This is a genomic window from Pararhizobium sp. O133 (genome assembly GCF_051669845.1).
In the GTDB taxonomy this organism is placed as follows: domain Bacteria; phylum Pseudomonadota; class Alphaproteobacteria; order Rhizobiales; family Rhizobiaceae; genus Pararhizobium.
In genome coordinates this window covers 2,983,592-2,996,587 of the sequence record NZ_CP196426.1, presented here as the reverse complement: position 1 = coordinate 2,996,587, position 12,996 = coordinate 2,983,592, and the positions used below count along the sequence as shown (strand labels likewise).

Below are 12,996 nucleotides of genomic sequence, written 5' to 3'. Positions count from 1 at the left end.
TAACCGCGCGGTAACTCTAATGCGTTTTAATCATCTTACACCGAGTTGTGTTCAAGTTGGGTAAAGCGTCATGCGTATTAGAGTTTCATCAAGTGTGAGTAAGTCCGTCGTTCGCCTAGCTGCGGCGGTATTGCTGGCAAGTGCCGCGACCGGTTGCAGCTCCGATGCGAGCCGTTTCGGCGGCCTCTTCTCCGGGTCGGATGACCTGACCACCAACTCCATCTCCCGCAGCAATGTTCCGATCCCGCGCAATGATGTTCAGGATGGCGGTATCGCTTCCGCGCCGGTCTTGGCGGCCGATGCCCGCGATCAAGCCATGAACCAGCCGTTCCCGGATACGGTCAACACGGCATCGACGCCGGTCTCTCGTGCTCGGGAGGTTTCGACCCCCATCAACGTCCAGCGCACCGTGCTTGCCGATCCGGCCGTGAAGGCACGTGAAAAGTCGCTTGCTCAGCCAATGCCGGCGGCGCGCGAAATGGCCAAGGCGGACAAGAAGATCAATTTCGACCCGGTGACTACTGCCACGACGAAGGGTGGCTGGTCGACGACCAATGCGCCGGCGGTGCTGATGCGCCAGGGCGATACGGTCGCGACGCTCTCCAAACGCTTCGGCGTTCCGGAAAAGGAAATCCTCAAGGCAAACGGCATGAAATCCGGCTCCGACGCCGAGCCTGGCCAGCGCATCCTGATCCCGACCTTTGCCGTTTCCGGCAGTGCTGCGAAGGCGTCAGCCTCCGATCAGGCCGCGAGCCTCGATGTCGACAAGCAGAAGAACGTGCCGCTGCAGCCGGATAGCCGCGAAGTCGCGATCCTGCCCGGCCAGACCAAGCCGCGCGAAAAGGGTGGCAAGAATACCGATCTCGCTTCTGGCAAGCAGCCGGTTTCAGGCGACGGCAACGGCCAGAACGGGACTTACACGGTCAAGGCCGGCGATTCCCTCAACCGGATCGCCAAGGCGAACAACGTCTCTGTCGAAGCGCTGCGCAAGGAAAACGGCCTGAGCACCGCTGCCATCCGCGTCGGTCAGACGCTGAAGGTTCCGGGTGCCGGCGCATCTCAACCGGATCAGGTTGTCACCGCCTCCGTTCCGGACAAGAAGGCCGAGGTGAAGGTTGCCAAGGTGGTTGCCGAAAAACCGGCCGAGTACAAGCCGCCGGTTGCCAACAAGTCGGTCGAGGTCGCCTCGAAGGAAGAGGTTTCCGAAGATTCGCCGAAGGCAACGGGCATCAGCAAGTATCGCTGGCCGGTTCGCGGTGCCGTCATCGCCGGATATGGTGCCAATGTCGAAGGCAGCCGCAACGAAGGCATCAACATCTCGGTTCCCGAGGGCACGCCGATCAAGGCAGCCGAAAACGGTGTCGTCATCTATTCCGGCAGCAGCCTGAAGGAACTCGGCAACGCCGTTCTGGTTCGCCATGACGATGGCACCGTTACCGTCTACGGCAACGCCTCGGAACTGAAGGTTCAGCGTGGCCAGAAGATTCAGCGCGGCCAGACGCTCGCGGCGTCAGGAATGAGCGGCACGGCGACGCAGCCGCAGGTGCACTTCGAGGTTCGCAAGAAAGCCAGCCCGGTCAACCCCGCGACCTATCTCGAATAGTCGCCGCAGAAGATCACCGTTATCAAACGTCGAAAAGCCCCGTGAGGGGCTTTTCCGGTTTCAGGCCCCTGTCTTTCAGGCCATGTCGATCTTTTTCTGTGACCGTCCGGCCAGATCCTGGATGAACTGCCAAGCGACGCGGCCGGAGCGCGCGCCACGCGTCGTGCTCCATTCCAGCGCATCGGCATGCAAGTTCGACCGGTCGGTATCCAGCCCGAAATAATCGGCATAACCGTCGATCATGGCGAGATAGTCGTCCTGGCTGCACTTGTAGAAGCCGAGCCATAGACCGAAGCGATCGGAAAGTGACACCTTTTCCTCGACGGCTTCCGACGGATTGATGGCGGTCGACTGCTCGTTTTCCATCATGTGACGCGGCAGCAGGTGTCTGCGGTTGGACGTGGCGTACAGTAGAACATTGCCCGGTCGCCCCTCTATGCCGCCGTCCAGAACCGCCTTCAGCGACTTGTAGGAGGTGTCGTCATGGTCGAAGGAGAGATCGTCGCAGAAGACGATGACCGGCACCGGCGCTGCCTTCAGGATTTCCATCAGTATCGGTAGCGTCGCGATATCCTCGCGATGTACCTCGACCAGTTTCAAGCGGATACCGGCCTGCTCGGCGACCGTCGCATGAACAGCCTTGACCAGTGAGGATTTGCCCATGCCGCGCGCGCCCCACAGAAGCACATTGTTGGCCGGAAAGCCTTGGGTAAACCGCAGCGTATTGTCGAACAGGATGTCGCGGACATGATCGACGCTGCGGATCAGCTTGAGATCGACCCGGTTCGGCTTCGTGACCGGCTGCAGATGCAGGCGTTGCGGCGACCAGACGAAGCATTCCGCCGCGTCCCAGTCGTTGAGCGCGGGCGCCGGGCCGGCGATCCGTTCGATGGCTGCGGACAGCTTGCGCATTTCAGCGATCAGAAGGTCGATTTTCGTATCCTGCATCAAAGAACGTCCCGAATGATGTCACTGTTTTGGCTGTGAAGGCCGACTGTCCGGTAGCACGGCAGCCGTAACGGTAAAAGGCGCGAAATCCTGCAGAAAGAGCTTCTCCTGTGGCCGATTTCATGTATGAGGCAGATGATACGAAGCCGGGAGAAGGTCTTGTTGCATTCATGGCAGCCTTTCCTATATTTCGGCGATCCCAAACGCGGGCCTTTGTCCGCCACAGAGCATTCAAGGAGTGATTGATGTTCATTACCGAGGCATTCGCCCAAGCAGCAGCACCCGGCGCAACCGCCGGCGGCGCCGATATTCTCATGTCGATCCTGCCGTTTCTGCTGATCTTCGTGGTAATGTATTTCCTGATCATCCGCCCGCAGCGCGCCAACATGAAGCGTCGCGAGGAACTGCTGAAGAACATTCGTCGCGGCGACCAGGTCGTCACGGGTGGCGGCATTCTCGGCAAGGTGACGAAGGTTGTCGACGACAGCGAACTGGAAGTCGAAATTGCTGACGGCGTCAAGATTCGTGTGGTACGCAGTGGTGTAACCGAAGTCCGTGTTAAGGGTGAACCCGTCAAGGAGTGACCCTGCAGGGAGGCCGGAGCACACCGGTCCCCGTGTAACGACATATCTTTGAGAGCTTCATGCCGTATTTTTCCCGCTGGAAAACCATCATCGTCTGGCTCGCCGTGCTGCTGAGCATCGTGGTGGCCCTGCCAAACGCGGTATCGAACAGCACACTGGAAAGCTTGCCGAGTTGGGTGCCGAAGCGGCAGATGATGCTCGGCCTCGATCTTCAGGGCGGATCCCAGATCACGCTGAAGATCGAGCGGGATGATGTGATCAAGACCCGCCTTCAGGCGACCATCGATGCGGTTGGCGCGAAGCTGCGGGCCGCCGATATCGGTTATTCGGGCCTGTCTGGAACGGGGCAGGAGATTCAACTGCGCCTCCGCGACCCGGCGCAAGCGAATGCAGCGCTGGCGGCTCTCAAGTCTCTGGCCGACCCGGTCAAGGCAGGCGGCTTGACGAAGAACCCGGTCAGCGAGGTCATGATCGGCACGGCAGCCGATGGCATGATCACTCTCGACATGACCAACGAAGGCATCGACTATCGCGTTTCGACGATGATCGAGAGCGCGATTGCGGTCCTGCAGCAGCGCCTGACGGAACTGGACGCGCTACAGCCAAAGCTGCGCCGACAGGGCGCCGACCGGATCGTCGTGCAGATTCCTGGTCGTTACGATCCCGAACAGGTCAAATACATCCTGAGCCAGGCCGGCGCGTTGTCTTTCCGCAGCATCGACATGTCGATGGCGGTCCAGGATGCCGTCAACGGCCAGCCACCTGTCAATTCCGAAATCCTCTATTCGGCCGATGATCCGCCGATCGGCTATCTCGTTCGCCGGCAGCCGATCCTCACCAATGCCGACATCGTCGATGCGCAGGCCGCCATCAATGCGCAATCGGGCAACCCCGTCGTCAATCTCCGGCTCGGGCCGGAGGGCACGGCCCGTTTCGCCAAGGCGACGGCCGATAGCGCGGGAACGACGGTCGCGATCGTTCTCGATGGCGCCGTGATCGCCACACCGCTTGTGCGCAAGGCGATCACCGACGGCACGGTTCAGCTTGCTGCCGACATGAGCACCGAGGGAGCCGGGGATCTGGCGCTTCTGCTGCGGGCCGGCGCGCTGCCGACGCCGCTGACAGTTGTCGAGGAACGCTCGATCGGTGCGGGACGCGGTGCCGATTCCATTCATTCGATCATGATGGCCGGCGCGATCGGCGCCATTCTGGTCGTGCTCTTCATGCTGGCTTTCTACGGCCTGTTCGGTGCGATCGCGAGCCTTGCGGTCGCGCTTAACGTTGTCATGATCATCGCTGTGCTTTCCGCGACCGGCCTGTCGCTAACCCTGCCGGGCATTGCCGGTATCGTGCTGACGATCGGCATGGCGGTCGATTCCAACGTGCTGATCTACGAGCGCATCCGCGAGGAGGTCAAACACGGCCGATCGCTGCGGGAGGCGCTGGACTATGGTTTTTCCCGCGCCTTTGCCGCCATCGTCGATGCCAATATCACGACGCTGATCGCCGCGATCATCCTCCTGTTCCTCGGCACCGGCGCGGTCCGCGGTTTTGCAGTGACCCTGGCGATCGGCATCGTCACGACGCTGTTTACTGCTTATACGCTGACGCGCGTCATGCTCGAAGTCTGGCTCCGCCGCCGCCAGCCGACCGAACTTCCTGATGGCATCCGCACCGGCATCTTCGATGGCGCGGCGTTCCGCTTCATGGCGATCCGCAATTATGTCTTCTCTTTGACGACGCTGCTCTCGGTCGTGAGCATGCTCCTGTTCGGCGCACTTGGCATCAACCTCGGCATCGATTTTTCCGGTGGCTCGGTCATTGAACTCAAGGCGCGTGAGGGCAATGCCGATATCGACGATATCACTGGCCGTCTCTACGAACTCAATATTGGCGATGTCACGGTGAAGCCATTCGGTTCGCCGCAGGACGTGGTCGTGCGCGTCCATTCACGCGACGGCGGTGAAAATGCCGAGCAGACCTCGGTCATCCTGATCCGCGGCGAACTCGAGGATACCTATGAGTTCCGCCGCGTCGAAGTGGTCGGGCCGACCATATCGGGCGATCTGACGAAGGCTGCGACGATCGGAGTCCTCGCCTCGCTCCTGGCGATCATCGTGTATATCTGGTTCCGGTTCGAGTGGCAGTTCGCCGCGGGCGCGATCGTTGCGACGCTGCATGACGTGCTCTTGACGATCGGGCTGTTCGTGGTGACGGGCATGGAGTTCAACCTCACCAGCATCGCGGCGCTCCTGACCATCGTCGGCTATTCGCTGAACGATACGGTGGTCGTCTACGACCGCGTGCGCGAAAACCTGAAACGCTATCCGCGCATGCCGCTGCCGATCCTGATCGACACGTCGATCAATCAGACGCTGTCGCGCACCGTGCTGACGGGAGCCACCACCATGCTGGCGCTCGCCGCCCTCTGCATCTTCGGCGGCGAGGCTGTCCAGCCCTTCGCCTTCGTCATGCTGTTCGGCGTTGCCGTTGGCACGTTCTCGTCGATCTATGTCGCCGGTCCGGTTCTCATCCTCTTCAAGCTGCGGCACGGGACGGAAAAGACCGGCGGGCCGACGCTGTCGGCAAGGGGCGCACGATGATCCTGCGCAAGCCCATCGAAATCCGCCAGGCGCATTTTCCCGGTCGGGCGCCGATCGACAGCTATGGCAATGGCGGATTCCGCTTTGCCGACATGTCGCATCGCGGCTCGCTGCTGATGCTGCCGTCCGGGATTTATGGCTGGGACATGGCGGAAGGCGATCCGCTGACGCCGGAACAGTTCGAGCGCGTTTTCCGTGAGGCGGCGCAGATCGAGGTGATTCTCGTTGGGACCGGCAAGGACATCAAGCTGCTACCGGCTGTCTTGAAGACGCAATTCAAGGAACATGCGATCTCCTCGGATCCGATGAGCACCGGAGCCGCCGTGCGCACCTACAATATCATGCTTGCCGAATCCCGCGCCGTGGCTGCGGCATTGATCGCCGTCTGAGGCCATGACCACTTCCAAAGACCAGAAAGCGCCCACCGGGACGATCTATGATTTCAGCCTGTCGGCGCTACGCGACAGCGATCGGGATCGCTATCTCGCCTGCCTGCTGTCACCGGCCGACAAGCGCGGCCCGCTCTCGGCGCTCTATGCCTTCCACGCGGAAATAGCCCGCATCCGCGATCTCGTGCGCGAGCCGTTGCCAGGGGAAATCCGCCTGCAATGGTGGCGGGACATGCTGGATGATGTCAGCGGCGCGAGCGGCAAGGGGCATCCGCTGGCGGAAGCCTTGCTTGCCTGCATCAATACATACAAGCTTCCGGTCCCGGTCCTGCAGAATATGATCGATGCCCGCATCTTCGATCTTTACGACGACCCGATGGAAGACCGCTCGTCGCTGGAAGGTTATGCCGGCGAGACGGCTTCGGCTCTGATCCAGCTTGCCAGCCTCATTCTCGACGCCGAAAACGCCCAGCAGTCCGCATCCGCGGCCGGCCATGCCGGCGTCGCGCAGACCGTCGCCGGCCTGCTGCTCCTCCTGCCGCTGCATCGCCGGCGCGGCCAGGTCTATTTCCCGCAGGAGCTGCTTTCGGCGACGGGACTGGACCGGGATAGCTTTCTGTCCGGGAAGGACGAAGATGCCGTCAGCCGGGCGATTCGTGCCTTTGCCGGCTTGGGACGCGACCATCTTGCCAAGGCGAGGGTAGAAGCATCCACGATTTCGCCGCTCAACCGCCATGCCTTCACACCGGTTGCCTTGGCGCAGCCGGTTTTCGATCGCGCCGAGCGGGCCGGCTCGCGGTTGTTCGAGCAATCCATCGTGCCATCGCAATGGCGCCGGCAGTGGTGGATGTGGAAAGCCGCCCGCAGCGGACGGTGGTAAGCGGCGCCAAGGCAGATTCTGTCTTCATCAACCGCATTTCGCAAAACCGGCGGCACATTGGCGCAAGCTTGGACTTTTAGGGTCCGGTCCATGTTATTCTGTTGAACGGCGTCAAAGGGAACGGGCGTTATGGTCTGGCCAATTGTCATCATGGGTGTGCTGCTTGCAACGATTTTCTACATGCGGATGAAGGCGCGTGCGGAGAAGGACCGGCGTGAGCCCGATGCCGGGCTGGCGATCATGGATTTCGGTCGCGCCTTTCCCGACGAAGCCATCCGCGACATTCATGCGACGGCTGACGAGAAAGCCTATTTCGTGCGGCTGCATGATGGCAAAGCCGGCTTCATGGCTGCGCATGGCACGCATTTCGTCTGCCACCTGATCGAGGCCGGCAAGGTCAATACCAGCAATGCGCCGAGCGGCCGGGGCCTGACGGTGCATTTTGCCGACATTGCCTATCTCGATGGAACCTACGAGTTCCGCAGTGCCGAGATCGCAGCGGAAGTGTCGCTCTGGCTACTCGGCAGCTTCAATCCGCAATCGGATTTCAAGTCGCTGCCGGCGACCTGACGTCGGATCAGAGCGCCTTCAGCCAGGCGGCGCAATCCTCGAGCGCGCGGGCGGCCACGAGCTGCTTCTTCATCACCGTCTTGTCCTTGCCGCGGAAGCGTTTCACGCCGTCCGGCTTGATGATCGCGCCCGGCTCCAGCAGTGGAAACAGGCCGAAATTGATATTCATCGGCTGGAATGAGCGTTTCCCCGGCTCGTCGTCCGAGACGATATGGCCGCCGGTGATGTGGTTGAGAAGTGAACCGAACGCCGTCGTCGCCGGCGGCAGCGGCAAGGTCTCGCCCTTGCGCTCGGCGGCGGCGAAGCGCCCGGCGAGCAGACCGATGCTGGCGCTTTCCACGTAACCTTCGCAGCCGGTGATCTGGCCGGCAAAGCGCAGCCCCGGCCGGGACTTCAGTGTCAGCGAGCTATCCAGAAGGACCGGCGAGTTGATATAGGTGTTGCGGTGCAGGCCGCCGAGACGGGCAAATTCCGCGTTCTGCAGCCCCGGGATCATCCGGATGACCTCGGCCTGAGCGCCATATTTGAGTTTCGTCTGGAAGCCGACCATGTTGTACAGCGTGCCGAGCGCATTGTCCTGGCGCAGTTGCACCACCGCATAGGCCTTGACGGACGGATTATGGGCATTGGTCAGGCCCATCGGCTTCATCGGACCGTGACGCAGCGTCTCGCGTCCACGCTCGGCCATCACCTCGATCGGCAGGCAACCATCGAAATACGGCGTGCCTTCCCATTCCTTGAAGCCTGTCTTGTCGCCGGCGATCAGGGCATCGACGAAGGCGTTGTACTGCGCCTCGTCCATCGGGCAGTTGATATAGTCCTTGCCCGTTCCGCCCGGCCCGACCTTGTCGTAGCGCGACTGAAACCAGCAGACATCCATGTCGATGCTCTCGGTATGGATGATCGGCGCAATGGCGTCGAAGAAGGCCAGCGCGTCGGCGCCGGTTTCGGCCTGGATGGCGCTTGCAAGCGACGGCGCGGTCAGGGGACCGGTGGCGATGATGGCGAGATCCCAATCCTTGGGCGGCAGACCGGACACTTCCTCGCGCACGACGGTGATCAGTGGATGGCTGTCGATCGCCGCGGTGACGGCATCGGAGAAGCCATCGCGGTCGACGGCAAGCGCGCCGCCGGCCGGGACCTGGTTTTTGTCGGCGCAGGACATGATCAGCGAGCCGGCAAGCCGCATTTCGGCATGCAGCACGCCAACAGCATTGCTGGTCGCGTCATCGGAGCGGAAGGAGTTGGAGCAGACCAGTTCGGCAAGGCCATCGGTCTTGTGGGCATCTGTGCCACGCACGCCGCGCATTTCATGCAGGATGACCGGGATACCGGCCGTGGCGATCTGCCAAGCCGCTTCGGAGCCGGCAAGGCCGCCGCCGATGACGTGAATAGGGGAAAGGGAAGATTTAGCTGTCATGCGCCGTTTATTAAAGCAAGGCGGGCCGGAAGGAAACCGCTTCCGCAGGGCATATCTGCATGAGGCAAGCCCCGGAATCAAAAACGGCACCCTGTGGTGCCGCTTTTAGTCCCTCGACATTCCCGGTCCGGTCAACGGCCGGCTCCGATTAACGGAAGGAACGCGAAGCAATGTTGCGGATGTCGAAGCGGGTGATGCCGATGTCGCTCAGGGCGTGATTGGACAGGTTGCCAAGTTCAGCAACGGTACGGCGATAGTTGATCCAGCTTTTTGCGATACGAATCGGGTTCATGATCTTTTCCTCGGGAAACAAATGAGCAGTGCAGTGATTTGCCTGCTTCGTTGAGATGTTTATACGCCTCACGCGGGAAAAGATGGAGTGCAAAGAAAATGCATCTGCTATGCATTTGTGCATTGCGATGCTGTTTCGGTAAGCATCCGAGGCTTGTGATGAAAAAGACGTCAGGCGTTAACGCCGCGACCTGTATGGTCGTTTTTTGTTAACCATCTATTTTTTTGAAGAATTTCATGAGGGTGAACGCCGCGGCCGAGGCCGCGCGTATCCCTGCTGGAAGCCCTTGAGTTTCAATGGGAATTTGCAACGAAAATAGGCAACCCGGAATGTTGCATTGCGGAACGCAATCCATATTGCTCGAGCCGCTCGTTAAAGTAGCGCTTGGGCGTCCGGGATTTTGATCAAAAAAAACGCCCGCCGGGATGAACCGGAGAGCGTTTTGCAACTGCGAATCGTGCCGGAAAATCCGGCGGATGCGGGAATTACTTGACTGCCTGGCGGGCAACGTACTGGATATCACCACGGCCGATGCCGAGGTCGTTCAGTTCGCGGTCGCTCATGCGGCCGAGTTCGTTGCAGGTCTGACGATACTTGCGCCAATTGTTGAATGAGCGAGTGATGTTCATGATGCTGGTCCTTTCTAGGTTTGCCAGCACCCTTTGCTGGCCCTCATCTGATGGTTGGAATATACGCCTCCAGCCCCCGAAATTACAGAGACAATGCTGCATCGCACCCATGCGCTTGATGCAAGCCTCTGCCCCGACCCGGTGTTGTTTTGACCAAATTGTATGCGGGACGAGACGCGCCTCGCGGAACAGCACATTCATCAAGGGGGGTGTCCGGGCAAAAAACAACGCCCGTCGGGGGAGGAGGTCCGACGGGCGTTGCTTGTTCTGATCGACGATTTGGGAGGAGGAGTGTCGTCGATCCCGTCGAGGCGCGTTGGGAGGAGGAGAGCGCTGCCTCGAACTTGTCCTTAAGATAAATCCGGTCGCGAAATTTGGGTAGAGCCAATCCGGAATGGCACCCATGTAGACCGTGCATGGCTGGCCGTTTTGGGTGTGAGAAAGGCCGGACGATCGCGGCTTGCCATGCCGAAGCATGGCGGCAACACGCTGAAATCAAAAATTTTTCCGGAGATTGTTGGAAACGAATAACGCCCGCCGGGGGAGGAGATCCAGCGGGCGTCATTTTAAGTGACAGGCAACCGGGAGGAGGAGTGTTGCCCGTCGGATCGAAGCAGCGCTGGGAGGAGGAGTGCGCCGCTCCGAATTCTATGATGCGAACCTTTCGGCTCGCTGACCTTTTCCACTTCTTGAGCGGAAGCGGCTGGTCTTGCCGCTGACGGCCCCGATCGCTTTCGCTGATCTCGTCCCGTCTTCTTGATTTCAAATATATGTCGGCCGTATCGATTTGTGCAGTGCAATATCATCATGGATGATATGCGGATTTTGCATACGCGCTGCCTGCCAATCCGTCTCTGTCCGTTGCTTACAGATTCCCACGAAAGCCTTCACATTTCGTTAAGAATATTTACCCGTTCAAGGGAGGTGTTCACGCGCTAGGCGCCAGCATGCTTCGTCTAGGAATTGCCGGTGCCTATGATATGTGTTGCACACCACGCGCATGCAAGGAGAGTGTTCGATGTACCGGGGGCGGATCGAAAGAGATTTCAACAGCTGGATCGCGAAGGGTTTGCTTCAGCCGGATGCCGCCAAGGCGATGCTGGCAGAGTATGACGCGCGTGAAACAGTGTTCAGCGCGGGCAGGGTGCTTCTGGTCATGGCCTCCGTGCTTTTGTCGGCGGCCGTCCTGCTTCTCGTCGCCGCCAATTGGGATGCGATCCCTCGGCTGGTCCGCGTCTGCGGCATCATCGGCCTGATCTGGGCCTTCTATCTCTCTGCCGCCGTCTGCCTCGCACGTGGCTTCCGTGGGCTTGGTGCGGCTCTTCTCGTCATGGCGACCATGAGCTTCGGCGGCGCTATCGCGCTGGTCGGGCAGATGTATCATCTTTCCGGCGATGCGGTGGATGCATTGCTGGTTTGGTTCGCTGCCGCCTGCATCGCCGCTGTGGCCTTCCGCTCGGCTGCGGTTTCCGTCCTGTCAGGTTTTCTCGCCTGGGCCGTTTTCGCACAACTCGTCATGGACAATGACGCCAGCTTCGAAGGCAATGGCCTGATCTACCTAGTGCCGGCGCTGGTCGTCATCGTCATCGGACAGGTTCGTTATACCAATGCCGGCATGGCCCGCCATCTTGCCTATATGCTCGCGCTCGCATGGCTCGGCTGGCTTTATATAGAAATCAGCGAAATGTGGCTTGCCGGTGTCTTGTTCGGTCTTGGCCTCGTTGCCTTCCTGGCTGTCAGCCTGCCGGTCTCTCCCGTCTATCGCTTTGCCCGTGACGCCGGCGCTGGCCCGGCCTTCTACAGTTTCCTTCTGGCCGTTCTGGGGCTTGCCGCCCTGCACACGGAAATCGACGGGCCGGGCGGGGAGATCGCGCTTGGCGCGGTGACGCTTGCCGTCGCGCTCGGCGGCGTCGCCATTGCCGGCCGGCTGAACGGCGCGGTGCGCTTCCTCGGCTATACTGTCTTTTCCGCCGAGACGCTTTATCTCGCCTCCGAGACGCTCGGCAGCATTCTCGGCACATCCAAGTTCTTCCTGATCTCCGGTGTCGTTGTCGGATTGATCGCCTGGCTGGTCATCCGGCTGGAAAAGCGGCTGTCTGCGAAACCGGCCGTGGAAGGAGCGTGACATGAGCAACAACCCGTTGATCCGGCCCCTGTTCGCCGCCATCCTCGTCGCCCTGCTGCAGACGGCCGTGCTGGGCTACATGATCGAAAGCCGGGCATCCATCCTGCGCAATGGCGTAGACGTTGTCCTGAAGACCATTCCTGTAGATCCGCGCGATCTGCTGCGTGGCGACTATGTGGTCCTATCCTATGATATTTCCAACATTTCCGCTGACAAGATCACCGGTGGTTTTCCGACCGAGGCGACGGATGCGCAGGTATCCGTGCGGCTCGAAAAGCAGCACGATGGTTTCTGGACGATTTCCGAGGCGTCTTTTGGAACGCTGGCGCCGAAAGAGGGAACGGTCATCGCGCGCAGTTCGCCGTTCTATTTCTACCCGGCGACCGACAGTGCACCGTCATCGGTCAATGTCGAATACGGTATAGAGCGTTATTATGTGCCGGAAGGCGACGGACTGGTGCTTGAGCAGGCGCGCAATGCCTCCGCTTTGTCGGTGACGGCGAGTGTCGATGATGGCGGCCGGATGCAGATTCGCTCGATTGCGATCGACGGAAAGCCGCTTTACGAGGAGCCGCTTTACTGATCGTCGCCCAGCGCCCCCTGGAACTAAGAAGAACCAGCAGATTGCTGTATTTTTCCTTTGATCCATTGCAAACGGGTGATATAGAGACGCCGCGCTCGGGAACGCCCTGAACCCGGTGCAGGCTGGTTTATGGCGCTTTCGCCGCGACTGTCCTGTGTCGATGCGATCAGGCGCTGCGGTTTTCTGAACGCGGGTATGGTGAAATTGGTAGACACGCCAGATTTAGGTTCTGGTGCCGCAAGGCGTGGGAGTTCAAGTCTCTCTACCCGCACCAGAATGAAGCGACGCTCAGGGCTGGCCCTTCGCGTCGACCGGAATGACGGCGCCATTTTGCTTGCAAAACGGCGACCGATTTGCGTAAAGCCACTCC

At 60.4% G+C, this 12,996-nt stretch carries 12 protein-coding genes and 1 tRNA gene; 9 read left to right on the top strand and 4 right to left on the bottom strand.

Annotated elements, in window-relative coordinates:
* Positions 1-70 precede the first annotated feature (70 nt).
* Positions 71-1,603, top strand: a complete 1,533-nt coding sequence (locus ACST81_RS14315; protein WP_438748685.1) for a peptidoglycan DD-metalloendopeptidase family protein — start codon at positions 71-73, stop codon at positions 1,601-1,603.
* A 75-nt stretch (positions 1,604-1,678) separates the two neighbouring features.
* On the opposite strand, the gene ACST81_RS14310 is transcribed toward ACST81_RS14315, so the two are convergent.
* On the bottom strand, positions 1,679-2,551 hold the full coding sequence (locus ACST81_RS14310) for an ATP-binding protein (RefSeq protein WP_438748683.1): 873 nt from the start codon (positions 2,549-2,551) through the stop codon (positions 1,679-1,681).
* A gap of 245 nt (positions 2,552-2,796) precedes the next feature.
* Here ACST81_RS14310 and yajC point away from each other — a divergent pair, with 245 nt between their 5' ends.
* The 5 genes from yajC to ACST81_RS14285 all read left to right on the top strand — a co-directional run bounded on the left by yajC (position 2,797) and on the right by ACST81_RS14285 (position 7,577).
* Positions 2,797-3,135 (top strand): preprotein translocase subunit YajC, encoded by a 339-nt coding sequence (yajC, locus tag ACST81_RS14305; RefSeq protein WP_438748681.1) that lies wholly within the window; start codon positions 2,797-2,799, stop codon positions 3,133-3,135.
* 59 nt (positions 3,136-3,194) lie between these two features.
* Positions 3,195-5,738, top strand: coding sequence for a protein translocase subunit SecDF (gene secDF, locus ACST81_RS14300; protein WP_438748680.1), 2,544 nt, complete (start codon positions 3,195-3,197; stop codon positions 5,736-5,738).
* Positions 5,735-6,127 carry an Mth938-like domain-containing protein gene (locus tag ACST81_RS14295; protein WP_438748678.1) on the top strand — a complete coding sequence of 131 codons (393 nt, stop codon included), beginning with the start codon at positions 5,735-5,737 and terminating at the stop codon, positions 6,125-6,127. Before secDF ends, ACST81_RS14295 begins: the two co-directional genes overlap by 4 nt.
* Positions 6,128-6,131: 4 nt before the next feature.
* Positions 6,132-7,007 carry a phytoene/squalene synthase family protein gene (locus ACST81_RS14290; RefSeq protein ID WP_438748677.1) on the top strand — a complete coding sequence of 292 codons (876 nt, stop codon included), beginning with the start codon at positions 6,132-6,134 and terminating at the stop codon, positions 7,005-7,007.
* A 129-nt stretch (positions 7,008-7,136) separates the two neighbouring features.
* Positions 7,137-7,577 carry a hypothetical protein gene (locus tag ACST81_RS14285; protein WP_438748675.1) on the top strand — a complete coding sequence of 147 codons (441 nt, stop codon included), beginning with the start codon at positions 7,137-7,139 and terminating at the stop codon, positions 7,575-7,577.
* A 7-nt stretch (positions 7,578-7,584) separates the two neighbouring features.
* On the opposite strand, the gene trmFO is transcribed toward ACST81_RS14285, so the two are convergent.
* The 3 genes from trmFO to ACST81_RS14270 form a co-directional block, all read right to left on the bottom strand.
* The gene (gene trmFO, locus ACST81_RS14280; protein WP_438748673.1) at positions 7,585-8,997 is read right to left on the bottom strand and encodes a methylenetetrahydrofolate--tRNA-(uracil(54)-C(5))-methyltransferase (FADH(2)-oxidizing) TrmFO; all 1,413 of its coding nucleotides are present in this window, start codon (positions 8,995-8,997) and stop codon (positions 7,585-7,587) included.
* Positions 8,998-9,145: 148 nt separating this feature from the next.
* On the bottom strand, positions 9,146-9,289 hold the full coding sequence (locus ACST81_RS14275; RefSeq protein ID WP_068955543.1) for a DUF1127 domain-containing protein: 144 nt from the start codon (positions 9,287-9,289) through the stop codon (positions 9,146-9,148).
* Positions 9,290-9,774: 485 nt separating this feature from the next.
* Positions 9,775-9,918, bottom strand: a complete 144-nt coding sequence (locus tag ACST81_RS14270) for a DUF1127 domain-containing protein (protein WP_325465865.1) — start codon at positions 9,916-9,918, stop codon at positions 9,775-9,777.
* A 1,018-nt stretch (positions 9,919-10,936) separates the two neighbouring features.
* On the opposite strand from ACST81_RS14270, the gene ACST81_RS14265 reads away from it, so the two are divergent.
* From ACST81_RS14265 to ACST81_RS14255, 3 genes are all read left to right on the top strand, one after another.
* Positions 10,937-12,043, top strand: coding sequence for a DUF2157 domain-containing protein (locus tag ACST81_RS14265; RefSeq protein ID WP_438748671.1), 1,107 nt, complete (start codon positions 10,937-10,939; stop codon positions 12,041-12,043).
* A 1-nt stretch (position 12,044) separates the two neighbouring features.
* The gene (locus ACST81_RS14260; protein WP_438748670.1) at positions 12,045-12,626 is read left to right on the top strand and encodes a GDYXXLXY domain-containing protein; all 582 of its coding nucleotides are present in this window, start codon (positions 12,045-12,047) and stop codon (positions 12,624-12,626) included.
* A gap of 189 nt (positions 12,627-12,815) precedes the next feature.
* Positions 12,816-12,900 (top strand) — tRNA-Leu (locus ACST81_RS14255).
* Positions 12,901-12,996: the final 96 nt, after the last annotated feature.